This is a genomic window from Rhodococcus sp. NPDC057529 (assembly GCF_042802055.1).
Classification (GTDB): domain Bacteria; phylum Actinomycetota; class Actinomycetes; order Mycobacteriales; family Mycobacteriaceae; genus Rhodococcus_F.
In genome coordinates this window covers 17,105-39,856 of the sequence record NZ_JBHVEY010000027.1, presented here as the reverse complement: position 1 = coordinate 39,856, position 22,752 = coordinate 17,105, and the positions used below count along the sequence as shown (strand labels likewise).

The 22,752-nt window shown below is 62.6% G+C and carries 15 protein-coding genes; 9 read left to right on the top strand and 6 right to left on the bottom strand.

Features of this window, described 5'->3' with window-relative positions:
• Positions 1–294: 294 nt before the first annotated feature.
• Together ACFU5V_RS36150 and ACFU5V_RS36145 are read right to left on the bottom strand one after the other, a co-directional pair.
• Entirely contained in the window at positions 295–984 is a 690-nt protein-coding gene (locus ACFU5V_RS36150) for a tellurium resistance protein (RefSeq protein WP_378705388.1), read from the bottom strand.
• 107 nt (positions 985–1,091) lie between these two features.
• The gene (locus ACFU5V_RS36145) at positions 1,092–1,511 is read right to left on the bottom strand and encodes a CoA-binding protein (protein WP_378705385.1); all 420 of its coding nucleotides are present in this window, start codon (positions 1,509–1,511) and stop codon (positions 1,092–1,094) included.
• Positions 1,512–1,589: 78 nt separating this feature from the next.
• Here ACFU5V_RS36145 and ACFU5V_RS36140 point away from each other — a divergent pair, with 78 nt between their 5' ends.
• Together ACFU5V_RS36140 and ACFU5V_RS36135 are read left to right on the top strand one after the other, a co-directional pair.
• Positions 1,590–3,239, top strand: a complete 1,650-nt coding sequence (locus ACFU5V_RS36140) for an NERD domain-containing protein (protein ID WP_378705382.1) — start codon at positions 1,590–1,592, stop codon at positions 3,237–3,239.
• Between the two features lie 61 nt (positions 3,240–3,300).
• Positions 3,301–3,495 (top strand): hypothetical protein, encoded by a 195-nt coding sequence (locus tag ACFU5V_RS36135; RefSeq protein WP_378705379.1) that lies wholly within the window; start codon positions 3,301–3,303, stop codon positions 3,493–3,495.
• Between the two features lie 265 nt (positions 3,496–3,760).
• Here the strand turns inward: ACFU5V_RS36135 and ACFU5V_RS36130 are convergent, their stop codons facing one another.
• A complete protein-coding gene (locus ACFU5V_RS36130; protein ID WP_378705376.1) occupies positions 3,761–4,336 on the bottom strand; it encodes a TerD family protein in 576 nt (191 codons plus the stop codon).
• Positions 4,337–5,013: 677 nt separating this feature from the next.
• Between ACFU5V_RS36130 and ACFU5V_RS36125 the strand changes: the two genes are divergently transcribed.
• From ACFU5V_RS36125 to ACFU5V_RS36095, 7 genes are all read left to right on the top strand, one after another.
• Entirely contained in the window at positions 5,014–6,276 is a 1,263-nt protein-coding gene (locus ACFU5V_RS36125) for a hypothetical protein (RefSeq protein ID WP_378705374.1), read from the top strand.
• Between the two features lie 133 nt (positions 6,277–6,409).
• On the top strand, positions 6,410–11,722 hold the full coding sequence (locus tag ACFU5V_RS36120; RefSeq protein ID WP_378705371.1) for an AAA domain-containing protein: 5,313 nt from the start codon (positions 6,410–6,412) through the stop codon (positions 11,720–11,722).
• Complete coding sequence (locus ACFU5V_RS36115; RefSeq protein ID WP_378705368.1) at positions 11,719–13,431, top strand: DEAD/DEAH box helicase family protein; 1,713 nt, start codon at positions 11,719–11,721, stop codon at positions 13,429–13,431. Before ACFU5V_RS36120 ends, ACFU5V_RS36115 begins: the two co-directional genes overlap by 4 nt.
• 74 nt (positions 13,432–13,505) lie before the next feature.
• Complete coding sequence (locus ACFU5V_RS36110) at positions 13,506–14,369, top strand: ParA family protein (protein WP_378705365.1); 864 nt, start codon at positions 13,506–13,508, stop codon at positions 14,367–14,369.
• Complete coding sequence (locus ACFU5V_RS36105; protein ID WP_378705363.1) at positions 14,360–14,860, top strand: hypothetical protein; 501 nt, start codon at positions 14,360–14,362, stop codon at positions 14,858–14,860. Before ACFU5V_RS36110 ends, ACFU5V_RS36105 begins: the two co-directional genes overlap by 10 nt.
• A 2-nt stretch (positions 14,861–14,862) precedes the next feature.
• On the top strand, positions 14,863–16,413 hold the full coding sequence (locus tag ACFU5V_RS36100) for a sigma-70 family RNA polymerase sigma factor (RefSeq protein ID WP_378705360.1): 1,551 nt from the start codon (positions 14,863–14,865) through the stop codon (positions 16,411–16,413).
• 23 nt (positions 16,414–16,436) lie between these two features.
• Positions 16,437–17,387 (top strand): HNH endonuclease, encoded by a 951-nt coding sequence (locus ACFU5V_RS36095; protein ID WP_378705357.1) that lies wholly within the window; start codon positions 16,437–16,439, stop codon positions 17,385–17,387.
• Positions 17,388–17,947: 560 nt separating this feature from the next.
• Here ACFU5V_RS36095 and ACFU5V_RS36090 read toward each other — a convergent pair.
• The 3 genes from ACFU5V_RS36090 to ACFU5V_RS36080 are packed head-to-tail and all read right to left on the bottom strand — an operon-like array spanning position 17,948 to position 22,690.
• Positions 17,948–20,362 (bottom strand): AAA family ATPase, encoded by a 2,415-nt coding sequence (locus ACFU5V_RS36090; RefSeq protein WP_378705355.1) that lies wholly within the window; start codon positions 20,360–20,362, stop codon positions 17,948–17,950.
• Positions 20,355–20,927, bottom strand: a complete 573-nt coding sequence (locus tag ACFU5V_RS36085; RefSeq protein WP_378705353.1) for a hypothetical protein — start codon at positions 20,925–20,927, stop codon at positions 20,355–20,357. Before ACFU5V_RS36085 ends, ACFU5V_RS36090 begins: the two co-directional genes overlap by 8 nt.
• Positions 20,927–22,690, bottom strand: coding sequence for an SIR2 family protein (locus tag ACFU5V_RS36080; protein WP_378705350.1), 1,764 nt, complete (start codon positions 22,688–22,690; stop codon positions 20,927–20,929). The genes ACFU5V_RS36085 and ACFU5V_RS36080 overlap by 1 nt, the downstream gene beginning before the upstream one ends.
• Positions 22,691–22,752: the final 62 nt, after the last annotated feature.

Genomic DNA, 22,752 nt, shown 5'->3' with positions numbered 1-22,752 from the left:
CGGTGTGTGAGGGCGCGCGTGGCTGCGGTCTCAGGATGGAAATCGTTCGTGGCGGAACGGGTTATGCTGTGTGCGCACTGTGGTTCCTTTCGGTGTAGGGCCCGGTCCCGGTGTTCCCGTTGGCGGAGGGGGGACCGGGTATTCCGAAAAGTCTGCGCTCTACCCCAGAATGGCTTCTGGCCGTGTGCAGGAGTGCACGGACGCCCGGCGGTCACGTGCTTGGCCGCGCCATGACGTTTGGCTTAGCGCTTCTGTCAGCCGACACGTCAAGACACCCGCGATCGCAGGACGCTGCTACTTGCGGCCGGCGGCCCATTTCATGCCCCAGCTGTAGGTCTTGTCGAGATCGGCCTGACTGCCTTCGACGTACTTCACTTCGCGGGTGACAGTGATGCCCTGTCCGGTGTTCTGCAGCATCGCGATGGCGCAGATGCGAGCGGAGCTGTTCGCCGAGTCCAGTCGCACCTCCACCTCGGGGCCGCTGGTGGGGTAGAGGGTGACGACGCCGTCGACGGCTGCCCAGTTGGGTGCGCCGTCGTAGATCATCGCGAAGATGAGGATGCGCTTGAACATTTCCGTCCGGTCGAGATTGATATGCATGTTCTCGCCGCCGGTCACGGTGCCGGTGCGGTCGTCGGCGTCGAGCTGGATGAACGGCGCAGTCTGCAGCGATCCGAAGCTGTTGCCGAGTGCCTGGACGACACCCTTCGATCCGTCGGCAAGTTCGTAGAGACAGCCGAGGTCCAGGTCGACGCCGTTATTGCCGCCCGCGGCGGCCGCAAGTTTCGCGAAGAAGCCGGCCTTTTTCGGTTGCGGCGCTGCGCCCGACGACCAGTTGAGATTCACTCGCATCGCACCCTGCTGCTCACCCGACTTCGTGAGGCTGACCGACGGCGCGGCCTTCGACAAGGTGACTTTGCTCAGACTCACTCCGCTCTGCGGGGCGGCAGGGGCGGACGGGCGTCGGGTGTAGTCGATGGCCACAGGTGGGAACCTTCCGATTGACTGAGCGCGTCAGACCGTTGTCCGATTTGCACGATTCCGGTCCAGAGTAGCCGTAGCCGCGTGGTCGGACTGCAGCCCGGCCACGGTCACGCTGATTCCCGCGCACTCCACTCGATCGCCGGGCAGGTGTCCATCACCATCGCGACGCCCTTCGCGGTCGTCCGCTGGAAAGCAGCCTCGTCGATGACGCCCAACTGGAACCAGACGCCTTTCGCGCCCACCGCGACGGCCCGGTCCGCGAACTCGCCGGCGGCCTCGGACTGCCGGAAGACGTCGACGACGTCGATCGGAAACGGAACGTCCGCGAGTGTGGCGTACCCCTGCTCGCCGAGCACGGTCGGTGCGGTGGGATGGATGGGGACGATTCGTTTTCCTCGGCGCTGCAGCAACTCCGCAATGCGGTACGCCGTTCGGTCGGGATTGCCGGAGAGCCCGACGATCGCCCACGTCTCCCAATCGTCGAGCATCGACGAGACGGCACCGGGGTCCTGCCACGAAGTGTCCACACCGCAAAACTACTACTCACGGAAAACTCCAGCCGGGATCGCAGAGCTGAATTGAACCGTCCGTGCGAAAGTATCCGCATGGTGATCCGCATCCCCGAGAATCCGCGCCTGGTGAATGGTTCCGAGGAATCGGTGTGGAATGCGCTGTTGGGTCAGCTCGGTGATGGTGACCTGGTGGTGGCAAACCAGCGGGTCACCGACCGACTCAAGGACCACGAGATCGATTTCGTCGTGGCGCTCGAGGGGTACGGGATCGTCTGCCTGGAGGTGAAGGGCGGGCAGATCTGGCACGACGGCAGCGATTGGTACCAAGAGCAGCGAAAAGGGCCGACGGTCATTCACCCGGTTCGGCAGGCACGGGACGCGCTGTATGCCCTGCGGAGCTATGTGGAAGCCGACCCGCGCTGGAGTCAGGGGCGGCTGCGATGGGACCACGTGGTGGTCTTCCCCAACACGGAACTCACCGACGACTTCGGACTGCCGGAATGCCCACGGTGGAAGGTGATCGACCGCGGTGACCTGGACGACGTGGTGTCGCGACTGCAGAAGGTGCTGTCCGGCCAGCAGTTGGATCGGCCGGCGCTGTCCGAGGGCGCGGTCGATCAACTCACAACGGTCCTCTCCGGACGCGGACTGCCGCAACGCGACGTGGTCGCGCGGGCGATCGCGCACGAAGACGCGGCCGATGCGCTCACCGCCCAGCAGTCGGCGATACTCGACGCGATCCGGCTGTTGCACCGGGTCGAGGTGCGCGGCGGCGCCGGAAGCGGCAAGACGTTCCTCGCGGTCGAGAAGGCGCGGCGATTGGCGAAGCAGGGGCAGCGCGTCGCACTCATCTGCTACTCGCACGGGTTGGCGTCGTATCTCGAGCGATTGACCGCCACCTGGTCCTACAAGGAGCGTCCCGCGTACGTGGGTGAGTTCCACGCGCTGGGTCAACTGTGGGGAGCGCCCGAGGGTCCGGACGAGAGCATCCGCAACACCGACACCGTGCAGTTCTGGGAACACGACCTGCCGCGGCACATGGCCGAGCTGGCGTCGGCACTGCCGTTGCGCGATCGGTTCGACGCGGTGGTCGTGGACGAGGCACAAGACTTCGCCGATGACTGGTGGGGTCCGCTGCTGGCAGCGCTGCGTGACGACGAAGCCGGAGGCATCTACGTATTCAGCGACGAGGGGCAGCGGGTATTCGACAGGCAGGGCGTTCCGCCGATTCAATTGGTCCCGCTGGTGCTCGATCACAATCTGCGAAACACCCGTCAGATTGCTGACTCGTTCACACCGCTGGTGGGACAGCGGATGCGCCTGCTCGGCGGGGAAGGCCCCGACGTACTTTTCGTGCCCTGCGCGGCGGAGGACGCGCTGAAGATTGCCGACGACCGGATCGATTCCTTGATGGACGAGGGTTGGCGTCCCGAGGATCTGGCCTTGCTTGCCACGGGCAGCCGTCACCCGGAACAGGTGAGCCGGCAGACGGAGGGCAACGCGGCGTATTGGGACAGCTTCTGGGATACCGAGCAGGTGTTCTACGGGCACGTCCTGGGGTTCAAGGGACTCGAACGGCGTGCCGTCGTGCTGGCGCTCAACGAGAAGGTGGTGCAAGAGCGTTCGCGGGAGCGGCTGTACGTCGGATTGTCGCGGGCGCGCGATCAGCTCGTGGTGTGTGGGGACCCGGACTTCATCCGCGACGTCGGGGGAGTGGAGTTGGCCAGACGCATGGGGATCTGATGTCGCCCCGTTAATTCGCCCAACGGTGCCCGCATGTGCCGCACAACCTGACGCGAAGGTCGTGTCGGCCGACGTCGACGGGCATCCGGCTGTTGTGAGTGGCGGCCGGGAGGAAGAAGAAGCGACAGGTGGGCGGAAGCTCAATCCGAACCTGCTTCGGTCGAACGAATTCGAAGCGTTCATGGTTGATCGGCAGCGTCAGCTTGTGTCCCTCATTGAGGAAGCGACGGTAAGTCGATACCTGTCGATGACGTAGTCAGTGACGATCTTTCACGCCCTGACTTCGACGCAGAACTCAAAGCCGAGTTCGGGCAGGACGACGACGAGGCGCTTAGCAATGGCGAAGAGGCCCGGCTTACTTTGTCGACCAGCTGAGCGACATTGCCCGACCGGCAAGATGCGAGAATCGCATGGAACCGAATGTGCTCGAGACGTAACGTCCCAGCGAGTCAGGTGCTAAGTTGTTTAACCTTCTCGCTGGGGCCGTTCGGGCGTGATGAACCCGGCGCTCTACGGAGTTGTCAGATGTTGACGCCGTAGTCGCGTGCAATGCCGGCGAGCCCGGAGGCGTAGCCCTGTCCGATGGCGCGGAACTTCCATTCCCCGTTGTGGCGGTAGACCTCGCCGAAGAGCATTGCGGTTTCGCTGGAAGCGTCCTCGGTGAGGTCGTAGCGAGCGAGTTCTATGCCGGTGGTGCTGTCGACGACGCGGATGAAGGCGTTGGTGACCTGCCCGAAGGACTGGCCGCGGGTGTCGGCGTCGTGGATGGAGACCGGGAAGAAGATGTTGGTGACGTTCGGTGGAACGGCGGACAGGTCGACGTTGATCGATTCGTCGTCGCCCTCTCCCTCGCCGGTGAGGTTGTCGCCAGTGTGCTCGATCGAACCGTCGGGGGAGCGGAGGTTGTTGTAGAACACGAAGTGAAGGTCGGAGAGCACCTTGCGGTCCTGGCCGGTGGCAAGGGCGCTTGCGTCGAGGTCGAAGGGTGCGCCGGTGGTGCTACGCGCATCCCACCCGAGTCCCACAGACACCGTTGTCAGGTTCGGTGCCGCCTTCGACAGGGAAACATTGCCGCCTTTGGCCAGGGTGACGCCCATAGTGGATCCTTTCGAGACTGCGGACGACGACCAGATCGGCGTCCCCGTGTTCGCTGTTCGACCTCACAATAGCCAGAGCACCCGACCATGTCGTCGAAGTGGACTACTCGGAGGTTGGCGGTGCTCGTTCGACGCGCTCGATCCGAACGTCGGAGTTATACGTGTCCATGACCGCAAAGACTTATGAACAGACCGTAACGCACTATGCCACCAGGGCGACTACCCATTGAGCGTCCCGGCATAGGCCTGAGTGGGAGGGAGACGCGGTGGAGCGGTACGACGGCATCAATGGCCAGATCCTTATCGACCACCCGTATGTGTGGATTACCCGGGAGGAGTTGGCCGCGGAGGCAGACTTTCCGTTTCCCACTCATCCGCGGCGAGCGTTGCTATCCGCTGTGCAGAGATGCCGCTTCGTTCCAGGGTCGGAGGACGGGCCCGGATTCGTCCACATACACGTGCAGGGTGCTGGAACTCCCGACGACGGAGTCGTCACACATCCCGACGTCGTACTGTGCGACGCTTCGGCTACACCCGCCATTCTCGAGCTCACCAGAAGCCTGGCTCGATACTGCGAGGTAGTGGTTCACACGGAGGAGTCACCGCAGGAGTCGGCTGACAAGTTCCTGACTGCGCTCGATGCGCTTGAAGGGCTGGCGTCGGTCGACGAGATCATCATGAAGGCCGGCCTGCTGGACGAGTCCCAGCTGCACGGCGAGGCGTTCAGCCGACTCGCTGACGAGCTGGACGCACTCGACGACGATGCACGAATGACGTGGGGCTGGGTGTGCGACGGCTGGTTCGTAGCAGGCGGCCACATCTCGGTGCCCGTGGAAGATCGCGAACTGGGACTCCGCGAACTCGCACGGCTGGCCTCGACTCTCGGAGGAGACGCAGGCACCAAACAGCTGGCCGCTGCAGTCGCGGGCACGCCGTTAGCTGCCCTGTCTACGATGCGCCTGGCGCAGCTCTGGGAGATCGTTGCTCCAGAAGTGCCGGAGACGCCACCGCCTGCCGTGAAGGCATCACCACTGGTGAGCCCGAAGCCGCTTGTCACGCCCGTGCAGTCACGGGCCGCGGGAGCCGCACCGCCCCGAAGCGTGAAACCGGCGCCGAGGCCGGTCTCGAAGGCGACACCGGTGCCGACTGCTCCCGCGTCCCCAGCGGTGCAGGAGCCGGTCGGATCAGCCGCGGTCGGACGTCGATGGCGGGTGTACCTCGACTGTGCGGGATTTCGCACGCTCGCTGTGTGCGACCCGACGGGAGAAACCAACATCACGAAGGGCGAGCTGAAGGGGCGCCGCTTTCCGGATCCGTCGTCGGCGGCAGCCGCTGTGATCAATCGGCACGATCCCGGCGAGGCAGGCGACCCTGATGGTTGGGAGCTGTGGGTTCTCCACGACAGGTCGGGGCGTCCACTCGGCTCGAAGCGTCAGAGTGAGACGCCGGCCGAGTGCGCACCGGTCGGACACGTCCATACCGCCTTTCCGGGTGTTCAGCAATCAGGCTCATCGAAGCAAGCCGGCACCGCGGACTTGGGCATCGACTGGTTCCTGAAGGCCGTCCGCGCGAAGGGCGCGCATGGCGAACGCGTGACGATGTCAAGACGTACAGCTGTGCGGATCATTCGCCCGGGTGCTTCGCCCCTGATCGTCAGAGTCAAGACGCGCACCGCGGGCACCTGGCAGGCGCAGAAGAACGACGAAAGCCTGGCGAACGACGACACCGGCGCGGAATTCTGGGCATTCGTCGATCTGTCGACATCGTCCAAGTCGATCTACATTCTCGCTGCGAAAGACGTAGCAGACGGCATCAGGCGAGCGACCGATGCATGGGTGGCACGCGATCCTCGTCGCGAGCGGAAAGGGCATCACGCGATCGAACTCGATCGGGTGGCTCACGGAAGGAATCGCTGGGACCTTCTAGGACTTCCACGGTAGGACTCGTGTCATTCGCGTAGCGGATACCGCGGATGGAATTGAGGACTCCGTCGCGCGCGTGTCTTACCTGGTCATTACCCTGTTACACGGTACGGGTGCGCAGTAGGCGCACAGGCACGAAGGGGGCGATTCGGTGGAGGTTCGGGAAGACGACCCCCAGCTCAAAGATCGGGTTCAGCGGCTCATGCAGTTCCTGCAGGAACTGGTCAAAGCGAGGACCAAGCCGGTCCGAAACCTCCGCCTCCACGACGACATCATCTGGCTGAACGAGAGCCGCCTGTCGGTGTCTGTGGATTTCGAAGTTACTGCGGGTGAAGTAGTCATTCGGTCGCGGCGGGTCGCGTTGGAAGAGCCGCCCGAGGTGCCTCGAAACCTTCGTGAATGGATCCAGGGTGATCCCACAGACTCGCGTGCCTCGTTGTCAATTGCGCCCAACGCACCGGCCGTCGAGGGCGAATTCACACGGTGGCTGTCCGAGTGGCGAATGTGGGCTCAGCTCGACCAGGAGCGACGGCCGTACTGGGAGCTCTACCAGGCACTGCAGCACGCCTTGCAGGAAATGGTGTCGCGCCCCGAGTCCGTCGAGCTGGTATTGGCGTCCGGGTTGCTGGAGCTGTCGGCAAAGGTTGCCGGCGAGGACATTCGCACGCACATCGTTACGCAGCCGGTCACTGTGGAACGCGACGAAACCACCGGCGACCTACTGGTACGACTCAACGCGGACACTGCGCCCAGGCTCGAGGACACCCAGCTGCTCACCGGTCTCGACGTGTTCGACGTATCGGGATCACGGGCTCTCCAGGAGCGGCTGCACGAATCAGCGTCTCCCGTCGACGCGAACATTCTCGTTTTCCTCAAGGAATGGGCCACGCGTGCGCTCACCACCAACGTAGAGGTCGAAGAGAGCGGGACAGACTCGCCCTCCGGTCGACTTCTTACGCCGTCGCCGGCGCTGGTATTGCGGAAGCGAGGGGCGTTCGCGCTCGTCGAGTACTACGAGACGATGATCGCTGCTGCAGAACGCGACGACAGCACGGTTCCTCTCGGGCTTGCACAGCTCGTGACGGCCATCGAGCCGAATGAGCGAGTCGCGTGGCTCGAGCGGACAGGCTCCGCGCCGTCAGCAGCTCTCGCTGAAGATCCGTTGTTTCCCTTGCCCGCCAACCGTGAACAGAGCGAGATCATCGAACGACTCGCGGACGATAGCGGCGTCGTAGTGGAAGGTCCACCCGGAACAGGCAAGACCCACACCATCGCCAACCTCGTCTCAGCGTTGCTCGCGAACGGGCAGCGTGTCCTCGTCACCAGTGAGAAGTCGCAGGCGCTCCGGGTACTACGAGATAAGTTGCCGGAGGAGATGCAGGAGCTATGTGTCTCCATCACGGATATCGCACGGGGTGGCTCCGATGAGCTCAACAAGAGCGTTGCCGAGATTGCTACCCGGAAAGCATCATTCAGTAAGAACGATGCCGAGTCTCGGATCGCCGATCTCACCGACAAACGTCGTCAGGCACTGAGTCGCCGCGCGAAGATTACCGAAGACATCCGAGCCTTGCGTGAGTCCGAAACGTTCCAGCACCCGGAAGTGTCACCGGGGTACTCGGGGACTGCCGCAGCAATCGTTCGAGAGGTCACCAACCAGGCGGAGCTGTTCGACTGGCTCCCAGGGCCGGTCAACGCGGACACACCCCCGCTCACCGGTGACCAGTTCCGAACCCTGATCGCACTAACCCTCCGATCGAGCCCAACCCGCGCGGGGCGGCTCGACCAGTCCTTGCCCACCGTCGACCACCTTCTTCCCCCACTACCCGAGCTGCAGCAGCTGTGCACGCGGGCGTCCATCCGGCCCGCAGACATCAATCCTGGCGCCGCGCAGGTTCTTCAGTTGCTCGGCGGGGCACCGGCAGCGACGTTGATGGATGTGCAACACCGGTGCGAGCGGCTCCAGGCCAAGGTTGCCGAAGTGCGAGCCTTCGAGCCGGCGTTTCAGAACGCGGCCGAGGGTGTGCTGTCGGGTCACACCTCACATCTGTGGTCGAGGACCGCGGAGGTCCCTGCCCTGCTCGACACAGCCAAGCGCGCCGACGCCTTCGTCGGCCCGCGACTCGTCGACACTCCGTTGGTCGGTCGTCGCGCCCTGAATGCCTACGGCGCGTTGGCCGTCGCAATGGAAAAGGGTGTGGAGTGGCGAGCACGTTTCCGCAAGAGTGACGAACAGAAGACCGTCGAGGAGCTCGGTGCGCTCGCCACCGTGGACGGCGAAGACGCCGCCACCGCAGAATCGGCGCGCACAGTCACTGAACACCTTCGGGCGCTCGACTGCGTGCAGAGTGCAGCAACACTCCTCGGGGACCTCGGCATCGTCGTCCACGTCAACGGTTCACGCACCGTCCAGATCAATGAACTCCACCGGACGGTCGTGCAGATCGGGCACGTCAATGCGCTTGCCGCGGAGGCAAACGGTCTGGTCGAGGTGTTGCAGGGAATCAGTCCCGCTGCACCTCGGATCCGAAGCGTCTCGGATGCGCAAGCACTCGCAGCCTCGGCCGGCGCTGTCGCGGCGGCTCATGACGCCGACGAGGCCCGCAACCGAATGAGTCAACTCAGTGCCGAGGTGTCGGCGGTGTTCGGCGGGACACTCGCGCCCGAGTGCATCGACTTGATCGAAGGGCTGGGCTCGGCCGACTGCGACGAAATCACCCGTGCATTGTCCGATCTCGCTGGGGCTCGACAGGAGCAAGAAGAAGAGCGATACCTGAACACCCTGCGTCGGCAGGTCGAGGCAAGCGCTCCCGCACTGGCGACACTGATCGCTGAAACCGCGAATGAGGAGAGCTGGTCGACGCGCCTCGACGGTCTCGAGCAGGCGTGGGCCTGGCGTCGCGCTCACACATGGGTGCAGCGTCAGCACGAGGTGGGTCGAGACAAGCAGCAGGAATCGGACCTGGCGACGGCCGAAGCTGATATTGCCCAGCTGACCGCGCGGCTGGCGGCGGAACGTGCCTGGTTGGGTTGTCTTCATCGGATGACGGCAACCGAAGTGCAGGCCCTGCAGGCGTACCGGGGGCACGTGTCGGCTATCGGCAAGGGCACCGGCAAGTATGCCGAGACCTATCGTGCTTCGGCTCGTGAGGCGATGCAGATTGCGCAGCGTGCGGTGCCCGCATGGGTGATGCCGCTCCAGCAGGTACTTGCGTCGATTCCGCCGGAACCTAACACCTTCGACGTCGTGATCGTCGATGAAGCCAGCCAGGCCGACATCAGCAGTTTGTTCCTGCTGTGGCTTGCACCGCGAGTGATCGTTGTCGGCGACGACAAGCAGTGCGCTCCCAGCGAGGTATCGTCCGGTGCGCTGGACGGAATCTTCGACCGCCTCGACATGTATCTGCACGACGTGCCGGGCTACCTCCGCAACAGCTTCACCCCCCGCGACAGTCTGTTCTCCCTGCTACGGACCAGGTTTGGTCAGGTGATCCGGCTGCGCGAGCATTTCCGCTGTATGCCCGAGATCATCAATTGGTCCAGCAACCAGTTCTACCGCGACGCGCCGCTGGTGCCCGTACGCCAGTTCGGCGCAGACCGGTTGCCGCCGCTGCGCACGACCTATGTGGAGGGCGGGGTCGTTTCCGGGCGAAACGCCACACTGTCGAACAGGCCCGAAGCACTCGCCATCGTCGATGCGATCGAGGCATGCCTGTCCGACAAGGCATACGACGGCAAGACCTTTGGTGTCGTGGTGCTTCAGGGGCAGTCGCAGGTGGACGTCATCCAGAACGAGCTTCTGAAGCGCCTGGACATCGACGTGTGGGACGAGCGGCGGCTCCGTATCGGAACACCACCCGACTTCCAGGGCGACGAGCGGCACGTCATCTTCCTCTCGATGGTGGTCGCACCCGAACAGCAAATTTCGGCGATGACGAAGAACGACTACCAACGCCGGTACAACGTGGCCGCCTCACGTGCGCAGGACCAGCTGTGGCTGTTCCATTCGAGGACGGCAGATTCGTTGCGCTCGAACGACCTACGGCATTCGTTGCTGACCTACATGCAGTCGACCTCGCCGGCACCGGCAAATCCGATGCCGGAGGGGGTAACGCGAGACGAGCGCCACCGAGACTTCGACAGCCTCTTCGAACAGCGCATCTACCTCGAACTCATGGCACGCGGATATCATGTGAACCCACAGGTGGAGGTGAATAATCGCCGCATCGATCTGGTGGTCACCGGTGCCGCCGGTCGGCTAGCGGTCGAGTGTGACGGCGACGCCTTCCACACATCACCGGAACAGGTGCGCGCCGACATGGAGCGCGAACGAGAACTTCAGCGTTGCGGTTGGGAGTTCTGGAGGATCCGCGAGTCGGAGTACTACTTGGATCCCGTCGGTTCGCTGAGCGGGCTGTGGGCTCAGCTCGACAAGCGAGGAATCTCGCCTGGGTCGGTCTCTACCGCGGAGCCTGCCTCGACCTCGACGTGGACGCCACCTGTACTGCCCGACGACGAGTCACTCGCCGAGGACGTGGCTGAGGCGGAGCTGGCGAACGTGCTCCCCTCGGAGTCACTGCCCATCCCGTTGCCAGCTGAGCCGACGGTGGACGTCGATCTGGTCGAGCGGGTGGTGCCCCTGGCCGAGCCGGCGGTGACGACGCCGAAACCGGCAGTGACCGCGCCACCGGCGCCGATTGTCGCCGAAGTGGACGCGCCGGCACTCGAGGTACTTCACGAACCACAATCGGCGGATTCGAGTTCTGCATGGGAAGTGATGCCCGAGAGCGCAATTCCACGGCCTGACGACTATCTCTTCGATCGGCTACTCGCCGCAGCGAAGTCCGGTCCGGTGTCGACCGTCGAGCTCGCTGAGCTGTGGCGACTCGACCGTGTACAGATCTGGTCGGCACTCCGAAAGCTGGCGCATAAGAACCTCATGGACAAGGTGGGGCGTAAGCCGGACATCCGCTACGCACTCGCCGAACCGCTGGAGACGGAAGCCGACACACCCGTCGAACCTTCCCGTTCGCGTCCCGAGCCCGGTCCCCAGGAGTTCTCGCCGCGTCTGCTGCGCACCCTCATCGTCGCCGAGGTGAAGAAGGGGCCGGTGACTCGGACCGATTTACACCGACGACTGCCGACTGACGACGTGTTGATGCGGGAGACACTGGACGCGTTGGTGTCCGAGGAAACACTCGCCATCGCCCAAGGGAAGTACGTCCTTTCCGAGGACTGCATGGCGCCCGGCGCGGTGGGGGCGGGCCTGCCGTCGGCGAAACGTGCTTCTGCAAAGAGTGTGCTCACCGCAGCCGCGTGGACGAGCCCGGTGACGATGGAACGCGGCTGTCGCCTCACTCGGCTCCCGGACGACGAGCTCTCGGCCATTCTTGCCGAGCTGGAGCGGGAAGGCTTGCTGCGTAAGCGTGCCGGTGCCGACGGTCCGGAATGGGCCAGGCCGTGACGGCGTTCACGGTTGCCACCGAACGCCTCGAGCTGCGCGAGTGGCAGCAGGAAGCGCTCGATGCGTGGAATGCGGCGGGTCGCCGTGCGGTGGTCGAAGCGGTGACCGGCACGGGTAAAACCACGCTCGGTATTGTCGCCGCCGCAGAGGCGCTATCTCGCGGACTGTCGGTGCTGGTGGTTGTTCCCGGCATAGACCTCCTCGACCAGTGGCATCGAGCAATTCAAAAGGCGTTGCCAGACCGTCGCGTCGGTCGTCGTGGTGCCGGGTCGTCGGACAGTTTTGCGAGCAGCGACATCCTCGTGAGCACTGTGCAATCCGCGATCCAGCACAGTGCGCCCACCCCGACTCGTCCGGCATTGTTGGTCGCGGACGAGGTGCACCGGTACGGCGCCCTGACTTTCTCACGTCTACTTACCGATGAGTTCACCGAACGGTTGGGACTCACCGCCACATTCGAACGCACCGATGACGGCGTCGAACAACATCTTCTGCCCTACTTCGAGGCTGTCATCTCGGGATGCGACTACGACCGAGGGCACCGCGATGGCATTCTCGCCCCGGTCCGGGTGATGTTGGTTGCCGTACCGTTCTCGGAGGTGGAACAGGGTGCCTACTCCGAGCTCGACGAAACGGCGAAGCGTGAGCGCGGCAACCTGATCCACAAGTACGGCTGCACGGGGGAGCCTTTCGGCGAATTCATGCGCGAGGTACAGCAACTCAGCGAAGGCAGCGGCGATCGTGCCACGTGGGCGGCCAGGAATTACCTACGTGCGTTCTCGCAGCGGCGTGCACTACTCGCGGCAGCAACAGGAAAACTCGAGACCGTTCGAGAGCTCGGGGGAGTGCTGGCACAGACCGGACGTAGCATCCTGTTCTCCGAGACCAAGGAATCGTCGCGTGCGGCTGCGGAGGTGCTCCTCGAGGAGGGCGTTCTCGCGGCGCCGTATACGAGTGACCTGTCCCGAACCGACCGCACCACGCTACTGGGTGCGTTCAAGAGCGGGGCAATGAAGGCCTTGGTTGCCCCAAAGATGTTGGACGAAGGTGTCGACGTTCCGGAAGCTGATGTGGGCGTCATCCTCGCCAGCAGCAAGAGTCGGCGGCAGATGATCCAGCGGATGGGTCGCATCATTCGTCCGAAGCAGGATGGCCGACACGCGTCCTTCCTCGTACTCTTCGCCAAGGGGAGTGCGGAGGACCCGGAATTGGGTGCTCACGGCACGTTTCTCGAACAGCTGACGGGTATCGCGTCCGAGCTGATCACCGTCGATGCGGATCAGGCGGCGGACGTTCTTCGTGATTGGCTCGGTGGGGTCGAGTCGCTCGACGGATTACCGGCGGATTCGGCCGACGACGTTTATCGGGAAACTGCCGAGCGACTGGTGGGAGAGACAGACTCTGTGGAGTCCGCGGCGGTCACTCTCGGTTCTGCCGGCTCTGAGCTGCGGGCTGTCCTGAACCGAGTCGCGGAGAACCCGCGTGCCGACGACCTCGACATTGTGTTGACAGGATTGTCGGTGCTCGAACCTGACCAAGTTGGTGTCGTGATCTTGCGGTTCGGGCTAGGTGGTCACCCGCCGATGAGTCGGACGGAGGTAGCCGCGACGCTCGCGCTGACGGCGGTCGACGTCGGCCGGATCGAGTCCGCCGCGCTGAGTCGGCTCGAGAAGCCCGACGTTGCCGACGTGCTGGCGAACCTGCTGTAGCCGCGGTGCCAGTCCGTGTCGGATCCACACGCTAGTTTGTGCATTGTTGAAAGTTACAGCAGGGAAGGGCCGTCATGACGCACGTGGTCGCGACCATCAACCTCAAGGGTGGGGTGGGGAAGACTACGACTACGGCTGCCCTCGGCGAGATGCTGTCCGGTGAGTTCGGGCAACGGGTACTGCTCATCGACCTCGACCCCCAGACCAACCTGACGATGATGATGATTGGGGAGAGTCGCTGGGGTGAGCTCGACTCACAGAGCCTCACCTTGGCGGCGTTGTTCGAGCGGGCGATGTCAGCTGGCGGCAGCGCCTTCGAGTTCGACGTATCGAGCATCATCCAGCATTCTGTGTCGCCGTTGCGCAAGGTGCGGACGGTGGATCTCCTTCCGTCTTCGCTGAAAATGATTGGTCTGCACGAAAGGGTCGCGGGAGCAGGGTTCGCGTCGGGTGACGCGACGGGCATCCTCCTGCGCGCCTTGAAGCCCGTCATCGATCAGTACGACTACGTGCTGATCGACTGCCCACCGAACCTCGAGACCATCACGCTGAACGGTCTACGTTGCGCGGATGCGTACATCATTCCCACCATTCCCGATGTGATGTCGACCTACGGGATCGGTCCGGTTCAGAAACGGATCGCGCAATTCGGTGAGCGTTGGGGACGGCCAATCGTGGAGTTGGGTGTAGTGATCACCAAGTACCGGAAGGCGTCGACGGTCCACCGAAACACGATTGATGACCTGAACCGGAGAAGGGACATCACGATGGTGTTCCCATCCCTGATCCCGGAGGCGAATCAGATTGCGGCGGCTGCAGAGTATGCGGACTTCGGCACTCTCCGACAGAAGTACGGAGCGGACGGTCAGTTCATCGCCCTGCGGGATCTGGCACAGGATTTCATGGCTACGGCAAAGGTGAGGTTGGGATGGGCGTAGAAGTGACAGGCGGGAGAGACCTGACGGTCGACGAGCTGCGACTGCGGCGGGTCACTTCCGATGCGGAGACGTCGTTGGTGACGCTCGGCAAGGCCAATCCTGAGGTGGCGGTGGCCCTGGCTCGAATGGTCCGGGCGGTCGCAGACGAAGCAAGGCGCACGCCACGGTTTGCGAAGGCGCTGGGTGAGGCACTCACCGTGGGTGGCATTCACGCGACCCCAGCCCCACCCCAGCCTGCCGCCCCGCGTAACACGACTACTACGCGGTCCAAGGGTGTCCTTGATCCGTTCGCTGTGTTCGAGGTATCCGGCGAAGCCGGCCTGCGGGCACGATTGAAGACGCTGAACGCGGAGCAATTGAAGGACATCGTCACCGAGCACTCTATGAACTATGACAAAGCCGCGATGCGATGGAAGACACCGCCGCGCTTGATCGATCGGATAGTGGAGCGGGTGCAGACCCGCGCCACCAAGGGCGATGTGCTGCGGTAAGCATGGTGACAGTCGATCGGTACGACGGCTTTGACGGGCAGGTAGTTCTGCACGACGGGTACGTCTGGATAACACGGGAAGATCTCGCGCCGTCAGTAGCGTTGTCATTTGCCACCGCGCCGCGGCGATTGCCGATTTCGGAGATCGGTGAAGTACGGCTCACGGTCGGAACAACTTCCGAGTTTGGAATCGTCCGCATCATCGAGCGAAGTTTGGACCGCGAAGTGTGGTCGGACAGGCGAGTCAAGATTGGTCATCCCGACGCCGTGCGCTACTACGCCGGCTCGAATCGAGCGTTCGAGCAGCTGGCTCGTTCACTCAGGGCGCTCGATGTCACCGTCGTCGTTCGGGCTTCCCATGTCGAGCCGGTGGTCGAAGGACTCGATGGAATCTCCGCCGAGCCGGCGTGTCGTCCTCCGACGCCACGGTCGCCCAGGCTCGTGCTACCCCCGCAACAGAAGCGTCCTGCCAAAAAGAACAGTGCAGCACAGCCCAAGCGACCTTCGAAGAAGGCGGGTCCGCGTCCAAAACCGGGTGTCGTCGACAACGCGAGCAACAGCAAGACTGCCCTTCCTCCCGAATTGGACGACAGCGGTCCAGGTGCAGATGCGACCACTGATGTCGACGAGTATGAGACTGTCGATTCGATTCGCGCGTATTTGAAGTCGATCAAGAAGCGCTCCCTACTCGGGTCGGGAGACGAATCCGAGCTCGCGCAGCGGATCGAGGCCGGACTCTATGCGGCCTTTCTCCTGGAGGAGGCCGAGGAGGCCGGCGAAAAGTTGCCCGACCAGCGACACCGCGACCTGCATCGGATGTGTCGCGACGGACAGCGTGCCAAGAGGCGGTTCCTCGAGGCGAACTTGCGGTTGGTTGTATCGATCGCTCGTCGGTACCAGGGCAGGGGGCTCGAGCTTCTCGATCTCGTTCAAGAAGGCAACCTTGGATTGATCAGGGCCGTCGAGAAGTTCGACTACAAGACCGGATTCAAGTTCTCGACCTACGCGACGTGGTGGATTCGGCAGGCGATCACTCGTGCCTTGGCCGACCAGTCCAGGGTCATTCGAATTCCGGTGCACATGGTCGAGCAGATCGACCAGCTGGGCAAGGAGCGTACGCGCCTGACGAAGGAGACCGGGCGGGAGCCGACGCCGAGCGAGCTCGCGAGTGCGCTGGACACCACAATTGAACACATCAGTGATCTGGAAAAGTACAACCAACGGGTGCTGAGTCTTGATGTGCTCACCGACAATGCAGAACACGACGGGCTCGATTTCGAGGACGACCTGGCCGTCGTTGCCGAGGAAGTCGCTGAGCGGAGGCGTTTCTACGAAACGCTGGAATCGGTGCTCTCGCCGCTGTCCGAGCGGGACGCCCAGGTCATCCGACTCCGGTACGGGTTGAAAGGATCGGATCCTTACACGCTCGATGAAATCGGGAAGAACTATGGCGTTACGCGGGAACGAATCCGGCAGATCGAGTCCAAGTTGTTGAAAGCAATGAAAGAGGAGCCAGTCGCAGACATCCTGCGACCTTTCTACGACTCAATGTGAATAGCGGCGGGATAGCGAAATATGTGGAGGAACAGTTGATTGCGGATATCTCTCAGGGTGCCGACGGCGCACCGGATTTTGATACGCGTCTGCGTAGCGAGGCGATGAGATTTCTGGCAGTCCGCACAAATGACGGTCTTGATTCGATCAGTAGACAGGAACTGCTCGACTTCTCTATCGACGGCGAGATGTTCCGTTTGATGGATCCCACTCGCGGAATTCGCAAGCCACGTCAGCTCGCGTCCGCATTGTCGATCAGCACCACGTACCGTCGTGCGGGTGAAGAACGACCGTATGAGGATACGGTCGGTGCAGATGGGCTCCTTCGCTACAAGTGGTCGGGGAAGGATCCCGAGAACATGGACAACCGGGGTCTTCGTGCCGCGATGGAGCTGAAGGTTCCGCTCATCTGGTTCTATGGCGTAGGTCCGAGCCGCTTTCAGCCGATCTACCCTGTATTCATTGTCGCTGAAGAGGCTGAGCAGCATCAGTTCGTTGTCGCAACGGAAGTCGCGCGTGATCTGCATCGGACCGAATCGCCTGTGGAGGAGCATCTCCGTCGATACATCGTGGCGGAGACCAAGCGGCGATTGCATCAGCCTGTCTTCCGTTCCACTGTAATGCGCGCGTACGACACCCGTTGCACGGTTTGCGCGCTCGGGCACAGCCAACTTCTGGACGCGGCGCACATCGTTCCAGACTCTGACGATGCGGGCATCGCTTCTGTTCGAAATGGTTTAGCAATGTGCAAGATTCACCATGCGGCTTTCGACGCGCACATTCTGGGTATCCGACCGGACCTTGTGGTCGAAATTCGACAGGACCTTCTCATCGAGATTGACGGACCGATGCTCGAATACGGGTTGAAAGAACGACACGGTCAGAAGCTCATGGTCGTTCCATCAGTTCGGGCTGAGCGGCCAGATCGCGAACTGTTGGAGGCAAGTTACGAAATGTTCCGATCGGCGGGGTGACTGGTTGTCGGTGAGCCGTGGACTACGCCTGGCTCGCGAACGAAGCCGCTCCCCCGGCAAACGGCTCACCGCGTGACCAACTACTCAATGCTGCCCGCCTGCTGCTGTTCACCGTCGGCCAGGTCGATGCGGCGCCGCTGGTGTCGGGTCGATGCCGGCTCCTGGACCGCCCGTCTCGCCCCGGCCCCGGCTCCACCACGGATGCGGGCGGTCATCGAGCGCTACCTTCGCCTGCATCTGGAGGCGAAGCTCGGGCGAGAGCAGTTCATGCGTCACGTCCGCGACACGTTGCGTCGGCTGGTGGGAGGGGGGCTGGCGCACCCAGTGTTCCGAACCAACTTGGACCACTCGCGGCGGATCGGCGCGTACGCAGAGCTTACCTTCGCTGCGTTGAGTACCAGCGATGTTCCATCACAAAGCTCGGTCGCCCGGTGTCACCGAGCCAGAAGGGACTCCCTGCAATCATGGCATCGGCGGGACCACACGAACTTGATGTCGTCGATATCAGGCTACCCGGCCCGCACAGCTCGTTCGACGCCGCGAGTACGTGAGTGTTTGGACTAATTGGCTATAGCGGGATCCGGCGTCCAGCGGTGGCGGGTGATGCCTTGGTCGTCCTCGGTCGCGCGTTCGCCAAGTTCAATGGTGATGAGCTCGTCGCCCTCGTAGGCAGGGCTGAGCTCAAGAGCTAGATAGTCGAACAGTTCGCGTTCATGGACGGCGATGATGACTTGCCGGTCGTTCTGTTTCGTGAGGAGGCGGATGAGGCCAGCGAACTGTGCGACGTGCACTTCATCCATAGCTTGTACGGGGTCGTCGAAGACAAGGCACGGGACGATGGGTTCGACGACGAGGTGGAGCGCGAGGAACAGTGACAGTGCTGCCGTGTTCAGGTTGCCCGCAGACAGCATCATTTGAGGCGGGCCGCTGGCTTCGCCGTTGCGGTGGGTGGTCTCCAACGTGATGTCGAACGTCTTCTTGGTGGCGCTGGGGATGCCGAAGCTTGGGACGAACCCTTCGTTTGGGGCGAGCCTGGTGAATACGGACTTCCAGACCTCGTTGAGGGATTCAGTGAAGACGCGGTGGACGATGGCGGTGCGTGCCTGTGTAGCGGCTTCGTGGACTTCCTTCGCTACCCTTTGGCGGCGCTTCGCTTCAGCGACGCGGTCGTCCCATAGCTTCTTGTGTTCGGCGATGTCGGCGAGGCGTTGAACAACGACGGATTCATGTTCGAGGGCGGCTGTGAGGCGATCGGCTTCGTCGCTTGCTTTTCGGCCTTGGTTGGCGTGGTAGGTGAGGCGGGCGACTTGGGCTTCGGCTCGTTCGAGCAGTTCGGCCGATGTTATCTGGAACGAATCGAACGCCGGAGTTACGTTGACCTGTAGAAGGGCCGCGTATCTAGCGAGTTCATTGCTGACGTGGCGCTCTTCTGAAGAAGCCGCTTCAAGGTTGTCGAGCGATTGCTGAAGGTCGCGCACGCGTCGGGTGAGGTCTGCGCCGTTGGATTTGGCAGCTTCGATTCCGCCGACTTGGGCGGTGAGTTCGACGAGGGTTGCGTGACGCCGTGACAGGGCCTCCTGCTGGTCGACAGGTAGGAGCCGGGCCGTAAGCTGGGCATATTCGACTTCGGCCCGCGTGACCTGGGCTGCAAGTTGGTCGCGCTCGTTCCGAAGATCGACGAGTTGCTGTCCGTGAGTGGTGAGTTCAGCCAGTTTCGTGTCGATGTGCGCTAGGAGGCTGCGATGACCGGTTTCAGTAAAGTCACGGTCGCAGACCGGGCACCGGTTGCTGTTGTCGATGACGGTGCGGAGTGCAGCTAGGCTCTCAACGAGGGCACTTGAATGCTCGTGAGCATTTTCGAGCCTGGTCTGAAGCATGTCCAACTCAGCTCGGTCGGTCTCCATTTGCGTGTTGACCGATTCGGCCTGCGCGCGAACGTTGGAGGCGTTGTCCAAGTCTTGGAGGGCCAGGCTCGTGGCGTGCTCGACAGCGATGCGCGGTTCGCTTCGCGGGTTGGCGCCTGCAGTCTGGGCTGCCGCTTCCCACGCCTGGACTCTCGCCCTGTCGGTGGCCTCCCACGCCTCTTTGTCGGCGGTCGCGGCCGCCAACGCGGTACGGGTCTCCTGGATTCGTTGCGTGGTCGGGCGTTCGACCAGTGCTGAGATGCGACCCCCTAAGGCGATGAGTTCCTGTTGGAGTGTCGCGGCAGCCGCAGATTCGGCATGGGTGGTGTCGTCGTTGAGCGCCGACCGAACGAACTGAAGGAGGTCCACGTCAGTCATGCCATCAGTCGTTCCGGGGTGGAGTCCAGCGATGGCGTCGAATGTCGCTGCGCGCGCGTTGGCGACCTCCGTCCGGATCTCGGTGCGCAGAGCGCTCTGTTCCTTGAGTTGGGCCGCTGTTGCCTTCGCTGCGCGGTCGGCTTCGTCGACGCCGACCGCTAGCTTCTTGAGGAGCCTGAGGTCGTTTGCGTCGCTTAGCCCTCCGCGAAGGGCGTCCAGTTTCTCAAGGCCGAGAAGTTCGTTCACAAACTTCTCGAGCGCTGTCTGTTCGTTGTCCTCGCGGGCTTGGTACAAGTCGAGGAGACGACCTAGCGATGCCTGGTCCAGGTAGCACCGTTCGGCGTAGAACTTCGCCGCGGCGTCATCGAACGCCGGAGTGCCCTCCAATCGCGCGCCGTTCACGGTTAGCGGGGCATCAGGTGTTCCCGCCTGCAGGTACTCGGCGACGTCGGCTCGAACGGTTGCGTATGACTGCCCGAAGAACGGGAGGTGCGCTCGGTAGCGGTCAGATTGTCGTTCCATGCTCCGAATGCCGCCAGTCAAGGCGAGCTCAAGCGCGGACAGGACGCTGGTCTTACCTGTGCCGTTCGGACCGTGGATTAGGACGACTGGTGCATCGAAGGGCAGTTCACGTGTGCCTTCGATACGGCGGAAGTCGGAGACCATCAAGCGACGGATAGGGATCTTACTCATCGTCGTCCTCCACTTCGTCGGTCCAGCTTGCTCCTTCGTTCGCGTATCGACGAAGGGCTTCCCGCACTGCGTCAGGTCCGTCGGCAGCAGCCCTGATGAGCGCGATGTGCTCCCGCGTCGTATTCAGAGGGCCGAGCGCCTCCATCACTTCGTCGACCGGGTCACTTCCGTTGACCAGCTCTGTGTCCGGCAGATTGAGCGGCAGAAGGACAGCGACAGCTTTCTCGATTTCGGCGATATCGGGTGTGGTGGACGCGATGGGAAGGACACGAGCATAGCGCTCCAACTCCATCCGGTCAGAGGCGGCGACCCCACCGATAAGTACGAGACTCACAGGTCGACGCGACGCGGCCAGGTCAAGGGAACGAGCCAGACCCGCAACAAGACGTCGCAGACGCTGGCGGGGAACTTGATCGGTCGCAACCAGAACTAGATCATGTGAAGTGTGCGTCCCACTGGCCGCGGCCTCGAAGTCGAACTCTGTGCCGACAACTGTCAGCGGCCTCGGAAGACGTTCAAAACCGGCTTGCTCCAGGACGGAGAGGACTTCTTGAACGCTTGCCATCAGAACCCCCCTTCCATTTTGAACGCCTCGAATAGGTCATCTACTGAGGCCGTGTCAGCGATGTTCGACGCGACGTTGAACCGTCCGGTGCTGATTTTGCCGTCACGACCGAATCGGGATTTCGGCGACCGGGTCAAGACAGGAGGCTCCTCATCAGCGACGACGATCAGCACATCCCCATCGCTGTCTTCGAACGAATCGTCCAACTCAAGCTTCGTCGACGTCGTGGCGTCCTTTACGAAGAACACCCGGGCGCCCCGCTGGCCAGTGACCAGACGAACCACACCGCCATCGGGTGACTTGCTATCGCCAGGGACGGCAGACCAATGCCCCGAGGCAAGTCCGCGGCCAATCAGCGCCAGCGCGACGCCGAGCCGCCCGAACTGTTCCGCAGGGAAATCCGCTCCGTGAATCGCCTGGGTGACAGGACGGTCCGAAAGTGGCTTATAGCTACGTTCTCCCGGATTTGGCATGCTGCCTGTGCGAAAAATGTTCAGCGCCAAGCTCACTGTGCCAATGAGACGCATAACGAACTCTCGCTGACTCTCCGCAATCGCCGAGTAGTCAAGCGTCTCATGATTGTCGGGGTGGGCATGCTGCGCCGCCGAGTCACGGATGCTGAGGAGGTCTGTCTGCAACTGTTTCACAGCAGCTGAATCCCATCCAGTCCCGACTCCGTGCTCAACCAAGAAGCTCAACTTCTCGGTGAGGGACGACAGGACCAGCGCCAGCAACGTTGGCTTCCCGTACGCGCCCAGAAGTGCAGACTGCGCGATCGCGCCGGCGTGCCCCTGGTGATTCGAACCGTACGTAAGCCTGAGAAGGTTCCGATGGTACGACTCCAGGCGCTCTTCGCTGAGAACAACCGCGGGCGGCGACGCCGGCCACGGCCGAGCCAAATCCTGGATGGCCCTCGCGAACACCGTGTGGAGGTCCGCGTCCTGCGCCGACAGACCAACCATCAACGTCAACCGGTTCGTATACAGTGCCTCAAGACGCTTCCGCATCGACATATTCTCTGGTTGCTCAGTCCACCCTGAAATCTGTGATTCACGTGCGATGAGCAACTTCCGGTACTCGGCCTCCCCATCTCGAGCACGCACCGCACACCCATGGAACTTGATGACTTCGATACGCGGCCCGACAATACGGAAATCGTCCGGCCTCACGGCAACCCGAACCAGCGAATCGAACGCTGGCGTCAGTTTGTTCAATGCTTTCTCAAGGAGGCCGTCCCAGTTCGCGGTGACCGCCGATTCGACCAGCCCCTCCAGCATGAGGACAGCGATACAGTAGTGCTCCACATCGGGCTCAAGATCCGGTGACCCGTACGTGTTCGGGACGTCGAGACCCGTCCAGACTATATAGTCATCGGGGTTGTCATCGCCCACCAGCACATCAAGAACGCGCGCGTAGTTCGTGACCAGTGTTGAGACGATACGATTCTGCAGCGGCCAGTTCTCGACCGCAATCGAGAAGTCGATGCTCTCCAGTTCTTCGGGCGTCAGGCCAGCGAGCCGCAACACCTCGTGAAGCGCGGTGCGATACGCACAATCCATGTCGTCATGCACGATGTTCGAACGGAGGTGCTCCATGACACGCTTGAGAAGTACATATACATTCGGAGCCCTGTCGCGAGAGATGCCCGAACCAAGCCACAGGACGTATTGGCCTTCATTGAAAGCGGCGGTGAACTCTGAAAAGGTCGAGCCGAACCGTTCCAATACAGCCGGCACTGTCCGTGCAGGTTCAACCGTTGTCACCCTATGCACCCCGTCCAAATTCGATTAGCCTCCGCAATCGCGGATGATCTGCACGCCAGCGT